The organism is Xylophilus sp. GOD-11R (assembly GCF_033546935.1).
GTDB lineage: Bacteria > Pseudomonadota > Gammaproteobacteria > Burkholderiales > Burkholderiaceae_C > Xylophilus.
The window spans coordinates 2,117,273-2,139,191 of record NZ_CP137854.1 but is presented as its reverse complement, the minus strand read 5'-3'; the positions used below and the strand labels follow the sequence as shown (position 1 = coordinate 2,139,191).

At 67.6% G+C, this 21,919-nt stretch carries 21 protein-coding genes; 13 read left to right on the top strand and 8 right to left on the bottom strand.

The window, feature by feature from the left end:
• Positions 1 to 76 precede the first annotated feature (76 nt).
• From R9X41_RS10080 to R9X41_RS10035, 10 genes are all read left to right on the top strand, one after another.
• Complete coding sequence (locus R9X41_RS10080) at positions 77 to 1,129, top strand: CDP-alcohol phosphatidyltransferase family protein (RefSeq protein ID WP_318634729.1); 1,053 nt, start codon at positions 77 to 79, stop codon at positions 1,127 to 1,129.
• Complete coding sequence (locus tag R9X41_RS10075) at positions 1,126 to 2,070, top strand: hypothetical protein (RefSeq protein WP_318634728.1); 945 nt, start codon at positions 1,126 to 1,128, stop codon at positions 2,068 to 2,070. Before R9X41_RS10080 ends, R9X41_RS10075 begins: the two co-directional genes overlap by 4 nt.
• A gap of 15 nt (positions 2,071 to 2,085) precedes the next feature.
• Positions 2,086 to 2,928, top strand: coding sequence for a DUF3108 domain-containing protein (locus tag R9X41_RS10070; protein ID WP_318634727.1), 843 nt, complete (start codon positions 2,086 to 2,088; stop codon positions 2,926 to 2,928).
• Positions 2,929 to 3,042: 114 nt separating this feature from the next.
• Positions 3,043 to 4,146, top strand: coding sequence for a fatty acid desaturase family protein (locus R9X41_RS10065; RefSeq protein ID WP_318634726.1), 1,104 nt, complete (start codon positions 3,043 to 3,045; stop codon positions 4,144 to 4,146).
• Entirely contained in the window at positions 4,119 to 5,162 is a 1,044-nt protein-coding gene (locus R9X41_RS10060) for a diacylglycerol kinase family protein (protein WP_318634725.1), read from the top strand. Before R9X41_RS10065 ends, R9X41_RS10060 begins: the two co-directional genes overlap by 28 nt.
• A 17-nt stretch (positions 5,163 to 5,179) precedes the next feature.
• Entirely contained in the window at positions 5,180 to 6,922 is a 1,743-nt protein-coding gene (locus R9X41_RS10055; protein WP_318634724.1) for an ABC transporter ATP-binding protein, read from the top strand.
• Entirely contained in the window at positions 6,919 to 7,833 is a 915-nt protein-coding gene (locus R9X41_RS10050) for a lysophospholipid acyltransferase family protein (protein ID WP_318634723.1), read from the top strand. Before R9X41_RS10055 ends, R9X41_RS10050 begins: the two co-directional genes overlap by 4 nt.
• Positions 7,834 to 7,956: 123 nt before the next feature.
• Entirely contained in the window at positions 7,957 to 8,214 is a 258-nt protein-coding gene (locus R9X41_RS10045; protein WP_318634722.1) for a hypothetical protein, read from the top strand.
• A 142-nt stretch (positions 8,215 to 8,356) separates the two neighbouring features.
• Entirely contained in the window at positions 8,357 to 8,950 is a 594-nt protein-coding gene (locus tag R9X41_RS10040) for a PEP-CTERM sorting domain-containing protein (RefSeq protein WP_318634721.1), read from the top strand.
• A gap of 543 nt (positions 8,951 to 9,493) precedes the next feature.
• The gene (locus tag R9X41_RS10035) at positions 9,494 to 11,416 is read left to right on the top strand and encodes a PQQ-dependent sugar dehydrogenase (RefSeq protein WP_318634720.1); all 1,923 of its coding nucleotides are present in this window, start codon (positions 9,494 to 9,496) and stop codon (positions 11,414 to 11,416) included.
• A gap of 28 nt (positions 11,417 to 11,444) precedes the next feature.
• On the opposite strand, the gene R9X41_RS10030 is transcribed toward R9X41_RS10035, so the two are convergent.
• Positions 11,445 to 12,020: a TetR/AcrR family transcriptional regulator gene (locus tag R9X41_RS10030; protein WP_318634719.1), complete on the bottom strand. Its 576-nt coding sequence runs from the start codon at positions 12,018 to 12,020 to the stop codon at positions 11,445 to 11,447.
• An 85-nt stretch (positions 12,021 to 12,105) separates the two neighbouring features.
• On the opposite strand from R9X41_RS10030, the gene R9X41_RS10025 reads away from it, so the two are divergent.
• Positions 12,106 to 13,290 carry an MFS transporter gene (locus R9X41_RS10025; protein WP_318634718.1) on the top strand — a complete coding sequence of 395 codons (1,185 nt, stop codon included), beginning with the start codon at positions 12,106 to 12,108 and terminating at the stop codon, positions 13,288 to 13,290.
• 25 nt (positions 13,291 to 13,315) lie between these two features.
• Here R9X41_RS10025 and R9X41_RS10020 read toward each other — a convergent pair whose 3' ends face one another.
• Genes R9X41_RS10020 through R9X41_RS09995 form a run of 6 tightly spaced genes read right to left on the bottom strand, consistent with a single transcriptional unit; the run spans position 13,316 to position 19,204 of the window.
• Entirely contained in the window at positions 13,316 to 14,275 is a 960-nt protein-coding gene (locus R9X41_RS10020) for a branched-chain amino acid ABC transporter permease (protein WP_318634717.1), read from the bottom strand.
• Positions 14,272 to 15,159, bottom strand: coding sequence for a branched-chain amino acid ABC transporter permease (locus R9X41_RS10015; RefSeq protein WP_318634716.1), 888 nt, complete (start codon positions 15,157 to 15,159; stop codon positions 14,272 to 14,274). The genes R9X41_RS10020 and R9X41_RS10015 overlap by 4 nt, the downstream gene beginning before the upstream one ends.
• Positions 15,160 to 15,190: 31 nt before the next feature.
• Entirely contained in the window at positions 15,191 to 16,396 is a 1,206-nt protein-coding gene (locus tag R9X41_RS10010) for an ABC transporter substrate-binding protein (protein WP_318634715.1), read from the bottom strand.
• A gap of 56 nt (positions 16,397 to 16,452) precedes the next feature.
• Complete coding sequence (locus R9X41_RS10005; protein WP_318634714.1) at positions 16,453 to 17,172, bottom strand: ABC transporter ATP-binding protein; 720 nt, start codon at positions 17,170 to 17,172, stop codon at positions 16,453 to 16,455.
• Positions 17,172 to 17,936 carry an ABC transporter ATP-binding protein gene (locus tag R9X41_RS10000; protein ID WP_318634713.1) on the bottom strand — a complete coding sequence of 255 codons (765 nt, stop codon included), beginning with the start codon at positions 17,934 to 17,936 and terminating at the stop codon, positions 17,172 to 17,174. The genes R9X41_RS10005 and R9X41_RS10000 overlap by 1 nt, the downstream gene beginning before the upstream one ends.
• A 2-nt stretch (positions 17,937 to 17,938) precedes the next feature.
• Positions 17,939 to 19,204 carry a metal-dependent hydrolase family protein gene (locus tag R9X41_RS09995; protein ID WP_318634712.1) on the bottom strand — a complete coding sequence of 422 codons (1,266 nt, stop codon included), beginning with the start codon at positions 19,202 to 19,204 and terminating at the stop codon, positions 17,939 to 17,941.
• 104 nt (positions 19,205 to 19,308) lie between these two features.
• On the opposite strand from R9X41_RS09995, the gene R9X41_RS09990 reads away from it, so the two are divergent.
• A complete protein-coding gene (locus R9X41_RS09990; RefSeq protein ID WP_318634711.1) occupies positions 19,309 to 19,890 on the top strand; it encodes a LuxR C-terminal-related transcriptional regulator in 582 nt (193 codons plus the stop codon).
• A gap of 6 nt (positions 19,891 to 19,896) precedes the next feature.
• On the opposite strand, the gene R9X41_RS09985 is transcribed toward R9X41_RS09990, so the two are convergent.
• Positions 19,897 to 21,462, bottom strand: a complete 1,566-nt coding sequence (locus R9X41_RS09985) for a PucR family transcriptional regulator (protein ID WP_318634710.1) — start codon at positions 21,460 to 21,462, stop codon at positions 19,897 to 19,899.
• A 124-nt stretch (positions 21,463 to 21,586) separates the two neighbouring features.
• Between R9X41_RS09985 and R9X41_RS09980 the strand changes: the two genes are divergently transcribed.
• Positions 21,587 to 21,919 carry a tRNA-binding protein gene (locus R9X41_RS09980; RefSeq protein ID WP_318634709.1) on the top strand — a complete coding sequence of 111 codons (333 nt, stop codon included), beginning with the start codon at positions 21,587 to 21,589 and terminating at the stop codon, positions 21,917 to 21,919.

Genomic DNA, 21,919 nt, shown 5'->3' with positions numbered 1-21,919 from the left:
TGTGAACGCGGGCAAGACCTCCCCTCTCCGCGTCGCCGGGGCCGTCGTCGGTGAATCCCCGGTCAGCATCTGGGGCATGACTTCCGCCGAACGCATCCAGCGCCAGCTCAAGCGAGCCAACGCCGATGCCATGGTGGGCGCCGCCGACCGCAGCATCCTGCTGCGCGCCGACTGGATCTTCGACGAAGCGCTGGTGCGCGGCCTGGCCCGCTCCACCAGCGACGTCGCGCTGCGGGCGCCCGAAGGCGACATCGTGGCGGTGAGCGTCGGCGCCGCAGGCACGCCCGACGCCCTGGCCCTGCTCGCCGCCGGCAAGGCACCGGCCGACGCCCACGAAGTTTCTGCGGTGGAGATCGCCGACAACTACAACGACAAGCTGCGCAAGCGCGAACCGCCCTACCTGCTGCGTCTCACCGAAGACAACCTGCCCGCCATCGAGCGCCGCACCTTCGCCGGCGCCTACAAGGGCGTGACCGACCTCGTCACCCTCTATGCCTGGCCGCGCCCCGCGCGCTACGTGACCAAGGTCTGCGCCAACGCCGGCATCACGCCCAACCAGGTCACCTCGCTCAGCCTGGTGATGGTGCTGGCCGCCATGTGGGCTTTCTGGACCGGTCACTACGCCTGGGGCCTGGTGGCGGCCTGGATCATGACCTTCCTGGACACGGTCGACGGCAAGCTCGCGCGGGTCACGCTGCGGTCCTCCCGCTTCGGCGATTTCTTCGACCACTCCATCGACCTGGTGCATCCGCCCTTCTGGTGGTGGGCGTGGATCGTCGGCCTGCCCGCCGTCGGTCTGCCGCTTCAATACGCCACCGCCGCACTGGTGGCGATCGTCGCCGGCTACATCCTGCAGCGGGTGGAAGAAGGCGTCTTCATCGCCTGCTTCGGCATCGAGATGCATGTCTGGCGCCGCTTTGACAGCTGGTTCCGCTTGATCACCGCACGGCGCAATCCCAACCTGCTGCTGTTGACCGCCTCGGTCATCGGAAGCCGCCCGGATATCGGCATCTACGCCGTCGCCATCTGGACCGTGCTCTGCCTGGGCGTGCATGCCGTGCAGCTGGTGCAGGCCGCAGCTGCCAAGCGCGGCGGCGCGCTGCGTTCCTGGCTCGCCAGCCCGCAGTGACCGTCGAGCTCCGCGCACTGATAGACGCCGAGCTGAAGCGCGAGGCGCCGCCCGCAGTTGCGGCCCTGGCGCGACGGCTGGCCGCGCGGGCGCGGGGCGGCGCGGCGGCGGTGCTTTATTACGGCTCGTCGCTGCGCACTGGCGATCTCGACGGCGTGCTCGACTTCTACATCCTGGTCGACCGAGTCTCCGACTGGCCCGCATCGCGCTTTGCCGCAGCGGCCAATCGGGTGCTGCCGCCCAACGTCGGCTATCTGGACCAATCCGCGCAGGCCGCTGGCCAGAACGGCCTGCGGGCCAAGTACGCGGTCATGAGCGTGGCGCAGTTCCGCCGTGCGATGTCGGTCGAGCGGATCGACACCACGCTGTGGGCGCGTTTTTCCCAGCCTTGCCAGTGCGTGCATGCGCGAGACGCCAGGTCTTTCGAGGCGATGCGCGACGCCGTCTGCGACGCGGTCGTCGCCGCCAGCCAGTGGGCCGCACGCCTGGGGCCGGCATCAGCCGATGGCGCGACCTTTTGGCGCAGGCTGTACCAGCGCACCTATGCGGCAGAAGTGCGTGTGGAGCGCGCCGGGCGGGCCAACGACCTGCTTGCCGGAGAGGAAACCCGGTATTGCCGGCTCCTGCCCCTGGCGTGGCAGGCGGGCGGCATCGCCTTCGTGCCGCAACCCGACGGGCGCCTGGAACCGAAATTGAGCGCCAGCGAACGCGCGCACGCCGAAGCCGCCTGGCAGCGGCGCCAGCGCCTGGGCCGGCCGCTCAACCTGGCGCGCCTGCTCAAGGCCGCCCTTACCTTCGACAACGCCACCGATTACGTCGCCTGGAAGGTCGAACGCCACAGCGGCTACCGCATCGAGCCCACCGAATTCCAGCGGCGCCACCCCCTTCTGGCTGCGCCGGCAATCTATTGGCGGCTGCGCAGACGTGGTGTCTTGCGGTAGCCTCGGCCGCTGCCCATGTCCAAGTTCCCCCCCTTTTCTGTTTCCGATGTGACTGACGCCCGCCGCTTCTTCAAAGCGATGCGGTTGCTGCTTTGCCTCGGCCTGCTCAGTCCGCTACCGATGGCGCTGGCCGCACCGGACGCCGCGCCCGCCACGAGCGAATCCGCGGCGCCGGAATCCGCGCCCGTCGAGATCCGCACGGCCGCCAAGGTCTACTCCACCAACATTCCCCGCTCCTTCGCGCTGCAGTACCAGATCCAGCGCGGTGGCGTGCGCGGCCACGGTGAAATGCGTTGGACCAAGACCGGCGACAGCTACGAAGCCAGCCTCAAGGGCTACGTCGCGGGCTTCACCGTGCTCAACTGGGCGAGCCGCGGCGGCTTCGACCATGCCGGAATCGCGCCGGCGCTCTATGCGGAGCATCGCCTCGGCAAGTCCGACCGCGACGTCACCTTCGATCGTGACGACACGCGCATCTCGTTCTCCGGCACCCGCAACGAAGACATCGCCCTGCCGCCCGGCGCGCAGGACCGCCTGAGCTGGCTGGTCCAGCTGCCGGCCATCCTGACGGCGGACGCGAAGCGGGCACGCGCCGGAACCAAGCTGACGCTTTTCGTGGTCGGCACCAAAGGCCGCGCCAGCGACTGGGTATTCGAATCTGCCGGCCCGGAAACCATCCGCCTGCCCGGCGGTGTGGTCAACAGCGTGAAATGGGTGCGCGAGGCGCCGGACCCCGACGACACCCAGGCAGAGGTCTGGCTCGACCCGTCACGCCACTACGCCCCGGTGCGCGTGCGCCTCACCGCGGCCGCCTCCGAAGCACCGCTTGAACTGACGCTGGTCGACTCCACGTTCTGATTTCGTCGGCAAACCGCAACTGTCAATCACCATTTGCGGAGGTCTGCACGTTTTTTTTGCAGACGCTATCCTGGATAATTACGTTTTTTTCGCGTCGTTTTGAAAGCCACGTCCATGTCAGCTTCATCGGGTCTCGCTTCGAAGAGGCCTGCATCTCAAAATTTTGCGTGGCGCGATCAGGCGCGAGGCCTCATCGACGACCTCCTCGAGCGCTCGCCCGCCATCTACTGGACGGACTTCCTGCTGAGCGCCGGCATCGGCTGGGCCATGACGGCGGTGTACTTCCTGGCCACTCCCTGGAGCGCCCTGCAGATCGGCGCCTTCCTCCTGGCGGCCTTCCTGTTCTTTCGTGCCGGCACCTTCATCCACGAAATCGTGCACATGCCGAGCGGCCAGATGGTGTGGTTCAAGCGCGCCTGGAACATCCTGCTGGGCGTGCCCTTCCTGATGCCGTGGGTGATGTACAGCAACCACGTCGAGCACCACAACCACCGCCGCTTCGGAACCCCGACCGACGGCGAATACCTGCCGCTGGGCTCCTCGCCGATCGGTGAAACCGTCAAATACCTGGCCCAGGCGCCGCTGCTGCCGCTGTTCATGATGGTGCGCTTCGGCGTGCTCGGCCCGCTGTCGTGGTTCAACGCCAAACTGCGCCACTGGGTGCTGACCCGCGCCTCGGCGGCCGTGTCCAACCCCTACTACAGCGAACGCTTCCCCAAGCGCTTCGACAAGCACCTGAAGATCGTCGAAGCCCTGTGCTTCGCTTTCCTCGCCACGCTGGCTATGCTGGTGGCGTTCGACGTCATCACCGGCTGGCAGGTCTTCATGGGTTATCTGCTGCTGGCCTTCACGCTCGGCCTGAACTGGGTGCGCAACCTCGCCGCACACAAATACGTGAACGACGGCACGCCGATGGACCACGCCGGGCAGGTGGAGGAATCCATCAACATCACCGGCCAGACCTGGCTCACTGTCGCCTTTTTCCCCGTCGGCCTGCGCTACCACGCGCTGCACCATCTGTTTCCGGCCCTGCCGTACCACAACATGGACGAGGCCCACCGCCGCCTCATGCAGCACCTGCCGGCCGACGCTTCGTACCGACTGACCAACCGCGACAGCTTCTTCACCGTCGTAGGCGAACTCTGGCAATCGGCGCGCAACACGCGCCGCGAAGAGTCGGCGATGCGCGCATGGCTGCCGCGCTCCAACCGATCTTGAGCGCGGGCATCGCGACCCCGGCGCCCCTGCAGACAACGATTCTTTCGCAACCCGCGCCGCCGCCCTGCCTCATCGTCAACCCGCTGAGTTTTCGCGCGTCGCGCGGCCTGGCCTCGGTCGCGCGCGACATCGCGGCGGCCCAGGGCGTGGAGATCGTGTCGGTAGACGGCCCTGAGACCCTCGAGCGCGCGGTCGACAACATCCTGGCGCGCCGGCAATCCCAGGTCATCATCCTCGCCGGTGACGGCACGGTGCGCGCCATCATCGACCAGCTCGCCAGCCTGCCCGCGGGCTCCTGGCTGCCCGACCTGCTGGTGCTGCCCGGCGGCCGCACCAACCTGATCGCAGCCGACCTCACACCCGGCTGGAAAGCCATCGCTTTGCTGAACGACGCCCTGCAAAAGATCGCCACCCAGCGCTGGGAGCACGCCGTCACCGAGCGCGCCGTTCTGCGCATCGAACAGACCGGCGCCCCCACGCTGCACGGGTTCTGGATCGGTGGGGCTTTGGTCGACGGCGTGATCCGGCGCACCCACCAGCACCGTGCCAGCGGCCATGGCGCCCTGCGCACCGGTCACCTGAGCACCGTCGCCGCACTGCTCAAGATCATCGGCCAGGCCCTCCTCGGCCACTCCGGCCTGAGTGCTCCCCGGCTGCAGCTCAACGCCGACGCCGGCCGCCAAGCCATGGAAGGCAAGGTCGCCCTGCTCGTCGCCACCACCCTGCTGCACCGCAAGGGATGGTTCGACCCCTACGTCAGCCGCGCGGCCGGCGGCATGCGGCTGACTGCCGTGGCGAGCCACGCCAACGCCTTCTGGCGCAGGCTGCCTCGGCTGCTCTCGGGTCGCTTCTCGCCCGACATGGACGCGTCTGCCGGCTACCTCAGCGGCAGCTTCGCGCAGGCCGAGATCACCGGGCTGCACGGTTACTCGCTCGACGGCGAGGCCTACGAAACCGATCCTTCGGCCACGATCACCCTGCGTCGCGGCGCGAACCTCCGCTTCTTCACCTCATGACTTCCGCGCCGCAAGAAATGTTGACCAAGCCCCGCGAACGCGGGGCTTTCCCCATGATCCGCGCCTTCGCACAGGCCTACCCCGGCCGTAGCGCGACCGCCTTCATCGCGGTGTTCGTCGCCGGCCTGATGGACGGCCTGGGCATGTCGATGCTGCTGTCGATGCTCACGCTGACCACTACCGAACCCAACCACAAGGCCTCGCTGCCGGAACAGGTCGCCACCCGCGTCGCCGGTTATCTGGGACTGCAGCCGACCGCCCCGGTGCTGCTGAGCCTGGCGATTCTGCTGATCGCCCTCAAGGCCGGCATGACCCTGTTGGCCAACAAGCAGGTCGGCTACGCGGTCGCGCATATCGCCACCGACTTGCGCCTGGGCGCCATCCGCACCGTGATGGGCGCACGCTGGAGCTACTACCTCAAGCAATCGGCCGGCCGTCTCTCCAACGCGGTCGCCACCGAGGCGCAGCGTGCATCCGAAGCCTTCCAGTACAGCGCCGAAATGGCCGCGATGGTGCTCAACTCGGTCATCTACCTGGGCATCGCCCTGTCGATTTCGCTGCAGGCCGGCATCGCGGCCGGCATCGCCGGGGCTTTGCTGCTCGGCGTGCTGCACACGCTGATCCGCAGTTCGCGCCGCGCCGGTCAGCACCAGACCACCCTGCTCACCTCGCTGTTGTCGACCATCGGCGCCCAGTTGGCCGCCGCCAAGCCGCTCAAGGCGATGGCCCGCGAAGACCATGTCGACGCCCTGCTGTCCGACCAGATGAAGCAGCTGCGCCGCGCCATGCGCAAGCAGGTCGTCAGCCGCGAGGCGCTCGGCGCGCTGCAGGATCCGCTGCTGGCCATCATGGTCGGCACCGGCTTTTTCCTGAGCCTGTCGGTGCTGAAGATGCCGCTCGCCTCGGTGCTCGTCATGCTCTTCCTGCTGGCGCGGGTGGTGAGCTATCTCTCGAAAAGCCAGCGCGCCTACCAGCAGATCGTGGTGCGCGAAAGCGCCTACTGGTCGCTCATCGACTCCATCTCCCTCGCCCGCAACGAGGTCGAACCCCAGGGCGGCAGCCAGCGCACCCAGATGTCGAAAGCCATCACCTTCGACCAGGTGCGCTTTCGCCACGGCGACGGCCGGCTCATCCTCGACCACGCTTGCTTGCGCATCGCCGCCTACGAACTGACCGTCATCGTCGGGCCTTCGGGTGCCGGCAAGACCACGCTGCTCGACCTCGTCGTCGGCCTGCACCAGCCCGACGCCGGCACCATCGCCATCGACGACGTGCCCATGGGAGAGCTGTCCACCCGCGACTGGCGCCGCCAGGTCGGCTACGTGCCGCAAGAGTCGGTGCTGGTCAACGACACCATCGCCTACAACCTCGCCCTGGGCGAAAAAGGCGTGACCGACGCCGACCTGCGCGCCGCCCTGCAGGCCGCCGACGCGCTCGACTTCGTCGACGCTCTGCCCGAGGGCCTGCAGACCCTGGTCGGTGAAGGCGGCTCGCGGCTTTCCGGCGGCCAGCGCCAGCGCATCGCCATCGCCCGCGCACTGGTCCACAAGCCGCGCCTGCTGGTGCTCGACGAAGCCACCAGCAGCCTCGACAGCGATGCGCAGACGGCCGTCATCGAAACCGTGCGCCGCCTCAAGGGCAGCCTGACCATCATCGCGGTGGCCCACCAGGAACGCATGATCCAGGCCGCGGACCGCGTACTGCGCCTGGCCGACGGCCAGGTAGCCGAGCTCGACCCACAGACCGCCCGCCCCGCATGAGCCAGCCCGAAGGCCACCCCGATCTCGGCCGGCGCCTGCGCCGCGCCCGACGCCGCGGCCTCTTCGTCGGCCTGCGCTCGCTGCTGCGGGTGGTGGGTTTCGGCCAGGTCCGGCTCATCGGCCGGCTCACCGGCCTGATCCAGTTTCATTTCGCACGACGGCAGCGCCGACGCATCCAGCAGCACATGGCGCATGCCCTGGGACGCTCCGAACGCGAAACCGGGCCGCTGCTGCGCGAGGCCTACCAGGTCAACAACGCAGCGGTGCTGGAAATTCTGGCCATGTTCGACCGGCACCAAGACGAAGCCATGCTCGCCGGGCGCTGCGAGATCGACGGGCTCGACCGGCTCCGTACCGCCATGGCGGGCGGCCGGGGCGCGATTCTGCTGGCCACCCACGCCGGCAACGCGGCCCTGCTCACCGTCAAGCTGGCCCGCGCCGGCTGGGCGGTCAGCGTGGTCTATCGCGAGGCACGGATGATGTCGGCCGGCTTCGTGCAGGAAGGCCTGGAGCGCTACGGCATCGAGGGCATCCTCGCCAACACCGGCCTGCGCGCCTACGGCCAGATGCTGTCGGCCCTCAAGCAGGGCCGCATCGTCTTCATCATGATGGATCAGGGTGTTCGGGAGGCCAAGGACGGGCTGATGGAGCGTTTTCTCGGCAAGACCGTGCCGATGCCCACCGGCCCGGCCCAGCTCGCCCGGGCAGCACGTGCGCCCCTGCTGCCGGTGGTGACCACGGCTGCCTGGCCGCAATGGAAGTTCCGGATCGACGAGCCGGTCGCGGTCGGCCAGGAGACGCTGGAATCCGACGTGCACCGCCTCGTACGCCTCACCGAACGCCAGATCCTGGACTTTCCGCAGCTCTGGAGCTGGCACCAGCGCCGCTGGCGCAAGCCAAAGCTGGCCTGACCGACTTGGCCAGGGGAGCGAGCGCATCCACCGGAACGCTCGCGGCGGCATTTCGCTGAACAGGCTGGAATTTCCGGCCTTTTGGCGCCAATCAAAAAATGTGCAGCGACAGACACTTACGCCATGCACTTTCCGCTCCACGTTCATGGCACCACGCTGTTTCCCCGAGCCGTCTACCTCGATGATTGCTGGCAGGCCCGCATCGACATCGTGACCGGATGCGACCGGATCTCCGTTCACCACTGCGCGGGAGGCCATCCGGCGCAGGCCATCGCGCTCGCGTTCGCCCGCGTGGAAATGCGTGCGATCGTGCAGGCGCTCCACGCCGCCCGGGCGGCCATCATGGTCGGTGATATGCAATCCGATCGAATCAGCCGTTAAAACGGCGCTTCGTGCGCGAATCGACTGGATCGTTCGACGTCACGCGTCACGGTTAGGCTTATCGGACTATTGCCCGCCCAAAACAACATGCCAACACTGCGTCGATATTCGCAGAAGCCTGTTATTCGATCGGGTAATTATCATGGTGAAATCCGCCTGCGGCAGATTAATTTTGGCCGGCGCCATATTCGGCATCGCTCCTGTAACGCATGCCGCTGTAGAACTGGTTAGGAACGGCGGGTTCGAATCCGGCAATTTCACGGGGTGGACACAGTTCGGAGACCGGGACTCGACCTTCGTTTCGCTCGCCAATGTCGCCTTCCTCGGCGCCGTCGGGACCACAGGTGGAATATTCCAAAAAATAGCCACCATTCCCGGCCAGACCTATCGATTCGGCTTCCTGCTCGAAAATCAGGGAGGAACACCCAACTCCTTCGATTTCGCCTGGAACGGAATCAGCTATTTGAAGACAGGCGACTCCGATTACTTCGAATCGCGCAGTTACGCATTTACCGGCGTCGCGACATCGAGGCTCACCGAGCTGCGCTTCACGGTTCGGCATGACCCGGGCTATTACATGATGGACGACGTATCCGTCACGGTGTTGACCTCGCCGGTGCCGGAGCCTGACGTGCTGCCGATGCTGCTGGCGGGCCTCGGGCTGGTCGGTTTTACCTCACGCCTGGCAGGCCGGCGACCGCGCCGCAGGCTGCATGCTCATCGGACCGCCGGGTGACCATAGGACGCCCGGGTACCGACCCCGCATACGCGCATCCGGCCGCCGTTTCAACGGCGCATTGGGCGACGTCGTGTGTAGGCCTAGGCTCGCGTGATCGCGGGTGGTCTGCCGACACCGCTCCGAATTCCCATACGGCCTCCCAAGCCGCAAACCCTGCCAACGGCTGATTCTTTTGAAATCTGGCACCTAGCCGCGTTGACCGACACCAATACCAAGATTTTTTTGCTATCGGGATAGGCGATATCCGGGTCGGCGTCGAGCGCCAGTCCTACAGCACGCAGAAAACCACGCGAAGTTAATTTTCACTTTGCAAATATTTTCTTGCAAATGCGTCAGGGAGAACGGGCGATCACGATAATGACCAAAGACATAAAATTCGCGCGCCATTAACGGGAATGTGTGATGTATAAAACAGTGGTCAAGTGGGTATTTTTATTAGTAACAGCAGTAATTTCAACTACGCTATTGTTACTGTCACCGATTACCGCGCAAGCGGCGACGACGCCGCTCAAAACCCTTTGGGGAAGCGCCTGCCTCGATGTGAAGGACAACAACCAATCGCCGGGCGCGCCCGTCGTCATTTGGGGCTGCAATGGTGGTGCAAACCAGCAGTGGGAGCTGACGGCCAAAGGCGAACTGCGCGTCTTCGGCGGCACACGCTGTCTTGACGCCTTCCAGGGGCGCACCGCGGCCGGCACCCCCGTCATTTCCTACACCTGCAATGGCCAGACCAACCAGCAGTGGCGGCAGATGAGTGACGGCTCGATCCGTGGCCTGCAGTCCGGACTTTGCCTGGACGTGGCAGGAGCCTCCACCCGAGCCGGCACGCCGCTTCAGATCGCAGCCTGCGCCGACAAGGGCAGCCAGCGCTGGTCCGCAGCAGCGCCCACCGACACCGTCTCGCCGACGGTGCCTCGGTATCTGTCCGTCAGTGGCATGGCCTGCCGGTCACTCACGCTGTCGTGGGCAGCGTCGTCGGACAACGTCGGAGTCGCCTTCTACGATGTCTATCACGATGGGCAGCTGATGGTGTCGGTCAATGGCTCCACGCTGCGCACCGTGTTGAACGTCACCCCCGGCGTCACCTGGGGCCTCTATGTGAACGCCCGCGACGCGGCCGGCAACGTCTCGCAGGCCAGCGCGACACTTAGCGTGGCCGTGCCGCCATGTGCGGTCGACGGCACTGCGCCCTCGGTTCCCACCGGTCTGCGCGGCACCGTCGCCGGCACCACGGCCACGCTCACCTGGGTCGCATCGACCGACAACGTGGCAGTAACCGCCTACGACATCTACCGCAACGAGCAAAAGGTGGGCAGCAGTCCGAACCTGCGCTTCGTCGACAGCGGCCTCGCCCCCCGAACCACCTACCGCTACGCCATCACGGCCCGTGATGGGCAGGGCAACAGCTCCGCCCGGAGCGCCACGCTAAGCGTAAGCACCGGCGGCTCCTGCAGCAATGCGGTCTGCTCGGTCGAGCAGGTCGCCACCGAGACCGACGTTCCCTGGGGCCTGATCGCCCTGCCCGACGGCACCGTCATCTACAGCCGGCGCGATGCGCACGACCTGATCCGCCTCGATCCGGCTACCGGCACCAAGACCAATCTCGGCACGGTGCCCAACGCGGTCAGCACCGACGGCGAAGGCGGTCTGCTCGGCCTGGCGGTCACCACCGCGTTTCCGGGCTCCGACACCTGGATCTACGTCTACTACACCACGCCCACCGACAACCGCATCGTGCGTATCCGCTACCTGAACGGCCGTCTGGACAGCTCTACGCTGCAGGTGCTGTTGGCCGGAATCGGCCGCAACAAGTACCACAACGGTGGACGGCTGCGCTTCGGGCCGGACGGCAAGCTCTACGCCAGCACGGGCGATGCCCAGAACGGCTCCTACGCCCAGAACGTGAGCAACCTGAACGGCAAGATCCTGCGCATCAACTCCGACGGCACCGTGCCGGCCGACAACCCCTTCGGCAACGCCGTGTGGAGCTACGGCCACCGCAACCCGCAGGGCCTGGCCTTCGACTCGCAGGGGCGGCTGTGGCAGCAGGAGTTCGGCAACAGCACGCAGGACGAGACCAACCTCATCGTCAAGGGCGGCAACTACGGCTGGCCGGCCTGCGAAGGCACGGTGTCGCAGTCCGCGGGCGGCTGCTCCACGCCGGGCTTCATCGCTCCTGCCTACACCTACACCACCGCCAACGGCTCCTGCAGCGGCATCGCCATCGTGCGCGACGTGTTGTACGTGGCCTGCCTGCGCGGCAACCGGCTCTATCGCGAGGTAATCAGCGGCAACAGCCTGACCAACGTGCAGGAGCTCTTCATGGGCACCTACGGCCGGTTGCGCACCGTCGAGCCGACGCGTGACGGCGGCCTGTGGCTCACCACCACCAACACCGGGGACAAGGACAGCATTCCCAACAACAGCAACGAGAAGATCCTGAAGGTGATCCTCGGCGACTGAGCCCGGCCGCCTCCCGGCGCCCATGCCACTACGCGCCCGGCCGCCAGTCGGCCAGGCAGGCGGTGGCTAGGCGCCGGGCGTAGGCGACGTCGACATCGGTGTAGGCACCCATCAGCAGCCGATAAACAACCGGCGCCGCCACCCGGTCCACGATGTATTCGACCGATGGCGTGGGTTCGCCGCGGGCAGCCGCATGTTCCACCATGCGCGTGATCTGCCCGGCGGTGAACACCATGCACGGCGCCATGCCCTCGACGGTGTGACCTCCGCAGACCACGTCGCGCACCAGCGCCAGCCCGGGCTCCGACCCCATCTCCTCGACGAAGAGTTCTGCCCAGGTCAACAGGTCGTCGCGAAAATTGCCGGTGTCCGGCGCCTCGTTCTCCGGGCTCAGGCGGGCGGCAGCGACGTCGGACAGCAGCGCGGCCAGATCCCCCCAGCGCCGGTAGATGGTCGACGGCGTCACGCCGGCACGCGCTGCAATCATGGGCACGGTCAATGCTGCACGACCTTCGGACTGCAGCAGCGCGTTCGCGGCGTCGTGCACGGCCGATTGCACCCGCGCGCTGCGTCCACCCGTCCTGATTCCGGTTTTTGGCGTCATGGGTCGGTATTAAAGCAAATAAATTGCGTTAGCGACAGAAGAGGCGCACAATCCTTAAAGCACAAAATTTGCTTTAAAGACCCCCATGGCGTCCACCCTCTCCTCCAATTCCGCGCTTCGCCTGAAGGCATTGCTCCTCTTCGCCTTCACCGCCGCGTCGAGCGTGCCTTCGCCGCTGTATGCGATCTACCGGGCCGAATGGGGGTTTTCGCCCGCCACGCTCACCGCCGTCTTCGCCGTCTATGTGATCAGCATGTTGCTCACGCTGCTGACCCTGGCGCCACTGTCCGACCACCTCGGCCGCCGCCCGGTGGTGCTGGGCGCCATCGTGGTGGAGCTGGCGTCGATGCTGCTGTTTCTCGGCGCCGATTCCGTCGGCTGGCTCGTCGCCGCGCGACTGGTGCAGGGCGCGGCGACCGGCGTGGCCTTCAGCGTGCTGGGCGCGGGCCTGGCCGACCTGGACCGCCAACGCGCGCCGCTGATCAACACGGCCGCACCGCTGCTGGGCCTGGGCGCCGGGGCGCTGATCAGCAGCGTCATGGCCGCCCACGCGCCGGCGCCGACACGGCTGGTCTACCTGCTCGTCAGCGTGGTGCTGGCCGTACTGGGCTGGCGCGCGCGCCGCCTGCCGGAAACCGTCGTCGCCCGCCCCGGCCTGCTCGGCTCGATGCGGCCCCGGCTGGCCGTGCCGGCGACCTCGCGGCACAACTTCCTTCGCGTGCTGCCGATCGACGTCGCGTGCTGGGCGCTCGGCGGTTTCTTCCTGTCGCTCGGCCCCACGCTGGCGCGCCAGGTCACCGGCTGGCAGAGCCCCGTCGCGGGCGGCGTGATGATCGCGGCCCTCACCTGCAGCGGCGCGATGGGCTCGCTGCTGCTGCGCCACCGCGCCGCACAACAGCTGATGCGCATCGGCTCCACGACGCTGACGGCCGGCGTTGCCGTGGTGCTGCTGTCGACCGAGCTGTCGTCGGCGTTCCTGTTCTTCGCCGGCAGCGTGGTCGCCGGGCTCGGCTTCGGCGTCGGCTTCACCGCCGCCATGCGCACCGCCATGGCCCGCGCGCTTCCCGCCGAGCGGGCCTCGCTGATGGCGGCTTTTCTCGTGGTGAGCTACTTCGCCTTCAGCCTGCCGGCCCTGGCCGCCGGTGCGGCCATCGGCCATTTTGGCCTGCTGGCCACGTCCGAAACCTACGGCGCCCTGGTGATGGTGCTGGGCATCGTGGCGCTGGCCGGCAGCGTGACATCGCCCGAGCCGTCGTCCGCAGCTGGCTGAGACGCCGAAAGCGGCCCGGCCGGCGTCAAGCCGTGCTGCCTACCGGCTCGGCAGAGGCTTCGGCCGATGCGGTTCCGGGCGCCGAAGCCGGCTCCGCGGCGGCCGACTGGTTCACGCTCTGGAACAGCCCCTCGGGCCGCAGATGCATGATCGCGATCAGGCCCACGGCAATCACGAACTCGCGTGCCGACGCCACCTGCACCGCGTTCAATCCCGGTACCGTCGCCGCGATGAAACGCGTGCCTTCGAGCAGCACCACCACCGCGACCGAACCCACGATGGCCCCGACCACCCGCGTGTACCCCCCGGCCGTCGCCGCCAGGAAGATGTAGATCGTGAGCAGCGGCACGAAACCGTCCGGCGCGATGTAGCTGGTGAGATGGGCGTAGAGCCCGCCGGCGAGCCCGGTCAGGGCCGAGCCCAAGAAGAAGGTCTTGAGCTTGAGCTGCAGCACCGGCTTGCCGGCCACGGCCGCCACCTGTTCGTCGTCACGCACTGCGCGCAATGCGCGGCCATAGGGCGAACGCAGCAGCCGGGTCAGCAGCAGCGCCGCGACGCCGGCGAAGGCCCATACCAACAGCAGGTAGAAGTAGGGATGCCAGGCGCCCAGCTCCGGCTTCAGGGGCGAGCGGATACCCGCCAGCCCGTCGCTGCCGCCGGTGAGCCATTTCTCGTTGGTGGCCACCAGCCGGATCACCTCGGCGAAGCCCAGCGTCACGATGGCCAGGTAGTCCCCGCGCAGGGGCCGGGTCACGAAGGACAGCGCCACGCCCACCAGCCCCGCGACCAGTGCGCCGACCAGCAGCGTGAAGCCGATCGGCACGCCCGACTGCGACAGCAGCGCCGACGCGTACGCGCCCACCGCGAAGAAACCGACCAGGCCCAGGTTGACCATGCCGCCCTGCCCCCAGATGGTGACCAGCCCGAGCGACATCAGCGCATAGACGCCCGCCAGCGTCAGCATGAAGACCAGGTAAGACGTCATTTGCGCACCCCGGCCGTGCCGGCGAAAAGGCCCGAAGGCCGGATGAGAAGCACCGCCAGGATGGCGACGAAGGCCACGGCCGACTGGTACACCGGCGCGATCGCCAGCAGCGACACCTCGGCCGCCACGCCCACCAGCAGCGCCCCCAGCACCGCGCCGCCGAGGCTGGTCAGCCCGCCGACCACGCTGGCCGAGAAGATGATCAGCAGCAGCCGCGCGCCGGTCGACGGATCGACGCTGGTGTCGATCGCCAGCAACGCGCCGCCGATGCCCGCCAGCCCCATGCCGATGAAGGTCGCGAGGTTGGACAGCTTCGCCGGATCGATGCCCTTCAGCCGCGCGAGATCCGGGTTGTCGGCCACCGCGCGCATCGCCTTGCCCACACGGGTCACCGTGAAGAACGCCGCCAGCAGCACCGCCACCAGCAGCGCGATGCCCAGGTTGTGCATCTGCTGCGGGCCGATGCGGATCTCGCCGATCACCACGTCGCGCGCGATCGGCATCTCGAAGCTGTTGAGCCCGCTGCCGAAGCCGAAGCGCAACGCGTTCTCCAGCGCCAGGTTGAGCGCGATCGACACGATCGCGACCATCAGCGCCATGTGCGACGAAGGCCGCTTGCGCATCGGCGCCAGGGCCACGCGGTCGCTGGCCACGCCGATCAGCCCGGCCACCACGAAAGCCACCAGCAACACCGGCAGCAGGGGCCAGTGCAGCTGGGTGTTCACCAGCCAGCCGGCGAACGCGCCGATGCTCATCTGGGCCGCGATGCTGAAGTTGATGAAGCCGAGCACGCTGAAGATCAGGGTCAGGCCCAGTGCCGGCAACGCGATCACCGCGCCCATCACCAGGCCGTTGACGATGAGCTGGATCAGTTCCAGGAGCATCACGAGTCCTTTGTTCGACGGCTGCGCGGGATCAGGCGACCTTGGTCACCACGAGCGCGCCCTTCTGGGCCTGTTCGTAGCGGAAGAAAACACCCTTCACGTCGCCGTTGTCGGCGAACTCGAGCGGGCCGCTCGCGCCGTCGTAGTTGACGGTCGTGCCGGCGGCCAGCGCCTTCAGGCCGTCGGCAGGGCTGTCGACCAGCTTGCCTTGCGCCGACTGGGTGACGTTGCGCAGGTGGTCGCGCACCGTGGTGCCGTTGGGCGCCGCGTTCGGCGCGGAGGCCAGCGCCAGCGCGGTCATCACCACGTGGTCGTAGACCTGGCAGCTGTAGCTGTCGAGCCCCGGCACCTTGAGCTTGGCCACCAGGCGCTTGTAGGCGCTGGAGCCTTCGGCGGCCGACGGCACCAGCGAATAAGTGCCTTCGCAGACTTCGGCCGGCACCGCCTCGATCAGCTTCTGGTTCACGCCGAACGACAGACCGATGCGCCGGCCGTCGTAGCCCGCGCGGTAGAGGTCCTTCAGCACCACCGCGGTGTCGGGCACGTAGCCGCCGAACACGATCACGTCGGGCTTGAAGCGCAGCGCCTGGTCCACTTCGGAGCGGTAGCTCGCCTTCTTGTCTTCGTAGATGAGGCCCGAGCCCGTGCCGCCGGATTTGGCCACGATGGCCGAGATGGTGTCGATATAGGACTGCGCGAACGGTGCCTGCGGACCCATGAAGAACATGCGCTTGGCGCCCAGCTCCACCGCGAAGTCGCCCACGCGCGTGCCCTGCAGGCTGGTGGTGGGCGAGGTGCGGAACACATAGCCCTGGTGCGGCAGCCTGGTGATGCTGTCGGCGCCCGACGAGGTCTCGAGCACCACCTTGCCTTCCCAGCACAGCGGCGCGATGGCCGAGGTCACCGCCGACGCGTAGGAGCCGCCGATCGACACGCACTTGTCGATGTCGATCAGCTTGCGCGCGGCGCGCACCGCGGCTTCCGGATTGCTCTGGTCGTCCTCGATCACCACCTCGACCTTGCGGCCGTTCACGCCGCCGGCCGCGTTGATCTCCTCGGCAGCGGCCTTGGCCGCCAGGCTCATGGTGGCGCCGAACTGGCTGGTCGCACCGGTCAGCGGAATCAGGATGCCGATGCGGATCGGCTCCTTGCCCTGGCTGAAAGCCAGGGGGCTCAGGCCGGCCAGGGAAGCGGCGGCGCCGGCGCGCAGGACGTTGCGACGTTGGAAGCTGAACATGGAGACCTCGACAGGGAAGTGGGTGGAAGGAAAAAGGAAGAAGAAGGCAAGAACGCTCAGTGCGCGGCCGCACCGCCCAGGAACAGGTGGCGCACCTCGTCGTCGGCCAGCAGGCCCTGCGCACTCTCGTCGCGCAACTTGCGGCCGGCCACCAGCACCACGCCGCGGGTGCCGTACTCCAGCCCGAGCAAGGCGTTCTGCTCGACCATGAGAATCGCCAGCCCCTGGCCGGTCAGGTCGCGGATCAGGTCGAACACTTCGTCGGCCGCCGCCGGCGACAGCCCGGCGGTCGGCTCGTCGAGCAGCAGCACCGAAGGCTCGGTGATCAGTGCGATGGCCATGGCCAGCACCTGGCGCTGGCCGCCGGACAGATTGCCCGCCTTGTCCTTGAGCCGGTCCTTGAGCAGTGGAAAGCGCTCCAGCTGGGCGTCCACCCGCGACCGCAGACCGCGACGCACCAGGTAGCCGCCCATCTCCAGGTTCTCGCGCACCGTGAGGCTCTGGAACACATTGCGCTCCTGCGGCACGAAGCTGATGCCCGCCTGGCACACCGCCTGCGCGTCACCGCCCGGCAGCGGCCGGCCGTCGAGCGTCACCGATCCCGCCTTGGGCTTGAGCAGGCCCGCGACCAGTTTCAGAAAGGTCGACTTGCCCGCGCCATTGGGGCCGATGATCACGGCGAGGTCGCCCGCCGCCACCTCGAGGTCGATGCCCTTGACGATTTCTTCGGCCGTGGCGTAGCCGCCGCGCATGCCTTCGATTCGCAGCGTGGCCATCAGCGGCTCCTTCCGAGGTAGGAGCTCTGCACCCGGGCGTCCGAGGTCACGCACTCGAAGCTGCCGTGCACCAGGTATTTGCCCTCGGCCATCACGATGACCTCGTCGCTCAGCCGGCGAATCAGCGACATGTCGTGTTCGATGATCAGCACCGTGATGCCTTCGTCGCGCACCGCCTCCAGCTGCTCGGCGATCTGGCCGACCAGCGTGGGGTTGACGCCGGCCATCGGCTCGTCGAGCAGGATCATGCGCGGCTGCGCCAGCAGCGCGCGGCCGATCTCCAGCAGCTTCTTCTGACCGCCGGACAAGGCCGGCACCAGGTTGTCGAGCACGTGGTCGAGCTTGAGCCGGCGCGCCATCGCCCAGGCCTTTTCACGCAGGTCCTGTTCGCGCGCCTTCACCACCGGGCCGCCCAGCAAGCCGGCCCAGAAGCCTTCGCCCGGCTGCTGCTGGCCGTAGAGCATGAGGTGCTCGAACACCGTCATGCGCGGACAGCCGCGTGCCAGCTGGAAGGTCCGGATCAGGCCCTTGGCGGTGATCTTCTCCGGCCGAAGCCCGCCGATGTCCGCACCGTCGAAACGCACCTGGCCGCGCGCCTGCGGCAGCAGGCCGGTGATGGCGTTGAACAGCGTCGTCTTGCCCGCGCCGTTGGGGCCGATGAGGCCGGTGGTCTTGCCACGCGTCACCGAGAAGGTGGCGCCATCGAGTGCATGCAGGCCGCCGAAGGTGGCCCGCACGTCGCGGATCTCCAGGATCGCGTCCATGCTCAGCTCGCCACGGCCACGCCGGCGAGCTGGATCAGCTCGTTCTTGAAAAAGCGGCCGTCCTTCATGATCGCGGCCAGTCCTTCCCCCTGGCCGGTGAGCACGCCGATGTCCTCCAGCGGGTTGCCGCGCACCAGCAGGATGTCGGCGGTGGCACCGGGCCGGATCACGCCGAGCTGGCCGGCGCGCATCAGGATCTCGGCGGCCACGGTGGTCGCGCTGCGGATGGATTCGAGGTTGCCCACGATCTCCGCGCGCACTTGCAGCTCGGCGCTCTGGTGCCGATGCGATTCGCCCAGCAGGTCGCTGCCGAAACCCATCTTCACGCCCACGCGGTGCAGCATGGCGATGGCGGCGCGCCCCTGCAGCCGCACATCGTCCACCTTGGCGATGGACTCCGGCGGCAGGCCGAACTTCTCGCCCTCCACCGCCAGCATGTCGAAGGTGATCAGCGTGGGCACCACGAACACGTTCTTCTCGCGCAGCAGCTGCGCGGTTTCCTCGTCGATCAGGTTGCCGTGCTCGATGGTGCGCACGCCCGCCTCCACCGCTCGGCGAATGGCACGCGGCGTGTAGGCATGGGCCATCACATAGGTCTGCCAGGCTTCTGCCTCGGCCACGATGGCCTTGAGCTCGTCCATCGAGTAACCGGTGTTGCCGATCGGGTCGTTGGGCGAGGTCACGCCGCCGCTGGCCATCACTTTGATCTGGGTGGCACCCCGCGTCAGCTCGTCGCGCGCGGCACGGCGCACCTCGTCCACGCCGTCGACCACACGGCCGATATCGCCGATACGGTAGGAGCAGGAACAGGCTTCGAGCTGATCGCCGCGCTGGCGAAAGTCGCCGTGGCCGCCGGTCTGCGACAGCGCCTTGCCCGAGGGAAAGATGCGCGGAGCATCGATCAGCCAGTCCTTCGATGCGGAGGACAGCGCCCAATCGCTGCCGCCCGCGTCACGCACGCTGGTGAAGCCGCGCGACAGCATGCCCTTCAAGATGGGCAGCGCCCGTATCACCGACAGCGCGTTGGGCATCTTGGCCGACACGCCGAGGTTGACCGTGGACGCCGTGGCATGCACATGGCAGTCGATCAGCCCGGGCATCAGCGTGAGCCCGGTGGCGTCGTAGACGCCTTGGGCATCGGCCGGTACCGGCAGGCCCTGGCCCATGGACACGATGGACTCGTTCCCGACGACCACATCGACGTTGCGGACCAACGATCCGGCGTCCAGGTCGAGCACGTCGGCATGGCGAAATACGTAAACGGACATCACGACTCCAACACTTACTACGTTACGAGTCTATGACTCGTATACTCCTACTACAATAGGTGCTGAACACCTAAGCAGGTCCAACCCCGAAAGAGGCAACAGACATGGCCAACGCAAAATCCGGGCCCGACCACCGGCTCGACTACCGCCGAGCGTTTCAAGATGCGCCCGTGGGCCAGGCCATCGCCCATTACCGGGTCATCGTCGACTGCAACAAGGCCTTCGCCGAGATGTTCCGGGGAACGGTGGAAGAGCTGGTCGACACCACCTTCGAGCGGCTCTATCCGGACCTGAGCCGTTACGAGCAAACGGCCAGGCGCATCGCGCCCACGCTGGCGCGGCACCTCACCTTTTCCGACGACCGCGTGATGAAGCGGCTCGACGGCGAGCTGTTCTGGGTACACGTCAGCGGCTTCACCTACACGCCCGACGACCCCCACGCCGACACGCTCTGGGCCTTTACCGACCTGTCGATGAAACGCAAGGTCAACTCGGTGCTGCGCGGCTCGCTCACACCGCGCGAGCGCGACATCGCAGCCCTGCTCATCGAAGGCAAGACCGGCAAGGAAGTCGCCCTGTCGCTGGGCATCAGCCCGCGCACGGTCGACATCTACAAGACCCGGCTGCTGCGCAAGTACAACGTGACCAGCACGCCCGCGCTGGTGCAGAAGCTGATCAGCGCCTGAGCCTGCTCAGGCCTGCTCCAGCATCCACAGCCGCACCGCCACCTGCAGGCGAAAGCGCCCCTCCACCGTCGCCATGTCCAGGCTCGTGGCTTCCGACAATCGCGCCAGCCGCGAGCGCAGCGTGCTGATATGCACCTCGAGCCGCTGCGCCGCGCGCTCGAGGTGAAAGCCCTCCTCGGCCAGCGCGATGGCGGTGTCCATCAGCGGCGAGCCCTTGCGGCCTTCGAGCGGTTCGAACACCCGGGCCACGAAGGTCGCCCTCGCCGCCGCATCACCGGCCAGCACGCGCGGAAACAGGATCTCGTCGAAGCCCTGCACCCGCCCGGGCAGCAGGTGCGGCACGATCTGCTCCACCTCCAGCCCGGCCGCCCGCATGCCGGCCACGCCCCGGTGCAGCTCGCTGATCCCCATCGCGGAGCGCCCGTGCGCCAGATTGGCCCACAGCGACTCCGGCCGCACCTTTTCAGGCAACAGCAGATGGATCTGGTTGGACACCAGGCTCATCAGCACCGGCTCGGCCAGGCGCGCGAGCTCGGCGCGAATCTGCGAAGCCAACACCTCGCGCCGCGCGAAGCCCTCGCTGGTCAGCGGATTGGGCTCGTCCAGCAGCACCGTGGCGAGCCGGTAGCGCCGCTGGCGCTCCCAGCCCATCAGCGCCGCGCGCTCGAAGCTGCCGGGCTTTTCGTCGAAGCTGCCTTCGATCAGCGAGGCGACCAGCGCGAAACCCATGCGCGCCTCCTGCATGGCCAGCGCCCGCTGGTGCGACAGCTGCAGTGCCGCGACGGTGCCGGCCTGCTCGATCGCCCTCAGATCCAGTTCGGTCGCCGGCTCCGCGCCATCGGCCACCAGCACATAGCCGGCGATCTCGTGGCGGATGCGGACCGCCTGGCCGACCACGCCGGGCACCGTGGTCGTCAGCCGCGACGGCCGGGGCCGCCAGCGCACGGCACGGGTGCCGGCGTCGATGGCGCGCAGCGCGCCGCGCGCCTTCAGCCGCTCGTACCAGCCGGCCGGCGGCACGCCGTCGGCGGCGAAGCCGGCCAGGTCCACCCCCTCGGCCGAGACGATCGCCACATCGCGCCCCAGCACGCTGCCCAGCACCGTGGCCACCTCCTGCAGCCCGTCGGCCGCGACCGCGGCCTCGGTGAGTTCGCGGTGGATGCGCTCCGAGCGCCGCAGCGCCTCGGCCTGCGTGTCGAGCAAGGCCCGCAGCACCGACTGGGTGATGGCACTGAAGGGCACGTCCCACGGCACTTCTATCAGCGGAAATCCCAGCCGCGTGGCCGCCTCCAGACTTTCCCTGGGAAAGTGGTCGACGAAATGCGGCACCGCCATCACCACGCCGCACACCCCCTTGGCCGCGAGCCGCTCGACGATGGCCGCCGCCTTGCGACCCTTGCGCGGCCAGTTGTAGCCGGTGCTCAGCAGCAGGTGGCCCGCGTCGACCCAGGTATCGATGTCCGGATGGTCCACCACCTGCACCCAGGCGATTTCGCGGTCGAGACCCTTGGCGCCCGCGACCACCTGGCCGCCGGCCAGCGGGTCGAGCTTCATCGCGTTCAGGAGGTTCATGCGGGGGCGTTCGAGCACCTGTTAAACATAGGAAGACTCTGCCACAGAAATCTACTTTTCCCAGGTATTCCCGAGGGCACCCAGCTCTTAAGCTGAAGCCCTGTTCCGACCCGACGAGACTTCCATGGACATCGATCCCCAGGCCTTCGCGAGACTCGACCTGCGCGTCGGCCGCATCGCGCAGGCCACGCTCAACACCAAGGCCCGCACGCCGGCCTACAAGCTGGTCATCGACTTCGGCGAGATCGGCACCCGGCAGTCCAGCGGCCAGTACACCGCGCTCTACACGCCCGAATCGCTGATCGGCCGGCAGGTCGTGTGCGCCATGAACCTCGGCGCGATGCGCATCGGCGGCTACGAGGCGCAGGTGCTGGTGGTAGGCGCCCGTGGCGCCGACGGCGCTCCCATCCTCGTCGGCCCCGAGCGCGAAGTGCCGCTGGGCGCCGATCTTTTCTGA

Bases quoted from the DNA above. Each gene is read 5' to 3' on its own strand.
- R9X41_RS10080 (WP_318634729.1), top strand. From the start codon at position 77: ATGACTTCCGCCGAACGCATCCAGCGCCAGCTCAAGCGAGCCAACGCC.
- R9X41_RS10070 (WP_318634727.1), top strand. From the start codon at position 2,086: ATGTCCAAGTTCCCCCCCTTTTCTGTTTCCGATGTGACTGACGCCCGC.
- R9X41_RS10065 (WP_318634726.1), top strand. From the start codon at position 3,043: ATGTCAGCTTCATCGGGTCTCGCTTCGAAGAGGCCTGCATCTCAAAAT.
- R9X41_RS10060 (WP_318634725.1), top strand. From the start codon at position 4,119: ATGGCTGCCGCGCTCCAACCGATCTTGAGCGCGGGCATCGCGACCCCG.
- R9X41_RS10055 (WP_318634724.1), top strand. From the start codon at position 5,180: ATGTTGACCAAGCCCCGCGAACGCGGGGCTTTCCCCATGATCCGCGCC.
- R9X41_RS10050 (WP_318634723.1), top strand. From the start codon at position 6,919: ATGAGCCAGCCCGAAGGCCACCCCGATCTCGGCCGGCGCCTGCGCCGC.
- R9X41_RS10045 (WP_318634722.1), top strand. From the start codon at position 7,957: ATGCACTTTCCGCTCCACGTTCATGGCACCACGCTGTTTCCCCGAGCC.
- R9X41_RS10040 (WP_318634721.1), top strand. From the start codon at position 8,357: ATGGTGAAATCCGCCTGCGGCAGATTAATTTTGGCCGGCGCCATATTC.
- R9X41_RS10030 (WP_318634719.1), bottom strand. From the start codon at position 12,020: ATGACGCCAAAAACCGGAATCAGGACGGGTGGACGCAGCGCGCGGGTG.
- R9X41_RS10025 (WP_318634718.1), top strand. From the start codon at position 12,106: ATGGCGTCCACCCTCTCCTCCAATTCCGCGCTTCGCCTGAAGGCATTG.
- R9X41_RS10020 (WP_318634717.1), bottom strand. From the start codon at position 14,275: ATGACGTCTTACCTGGTCTTCATGCTGACGCTGGCGGGCGTCTATGCG.
- R9X41_RS10015 (WP_318634716.1), bottom strand. From the start codon at position 15,159: ATGCTCCTGGAACTGATCCAGCTCATCGTCAACGGCCTGGTGATGGGC.
- R9X41_RS10010 (WP_318634715.1), bottom strand. From the start codon at position 16,396: ATGTTCAGCTTCCAACGTCGCAACGTCCTGCGCGCCGGCGCCGCCGCT.
- R9X41_RS10005 (WP_318634714.1), bottom strand. From the start codon at position 17,172: ATGGCCACGCTGCGAATCGAAGGCATGCGCGGCGGCTACGCCACGGCC.
- R9X41_RS10000 (WP_318634713.1), bottom strand. From the start codon at position 17,936: ATGGACGCGATCCTGGAGATCCGCGACGTGCGGGCCACCTTCGGCGGC.
- R9X41_RS09995 (WP_318634712.1), bottom strand. From the start codon at position 19,204: ATGTCCGTTTACGTATTTCGCCATGCCGACGTGCTCGACCTGGACGCC.
- R9X41_RS09990 (WP_318634711.1), top strand. From the start codon at position 19,309: ATGGCCAACGCAAAATCCGGGCCCGACCACCGGCTCGACTACCGCCGA.
- R9X41_RS09985 (WP_318634710.1), bottom strand. From the start codon at position 21,462: ATGAACCTCCTGAACGCGATGAAGCTCGACCCGCTGGCCGGCGGCCAG.
- R9X41_RS09980 (WP_318634709.1), top strand. From the start codon at position 21,587: ATGGACATCGATCCCCAGGCCTTCGCGAGACTCGACCTGCGCGTCGGC.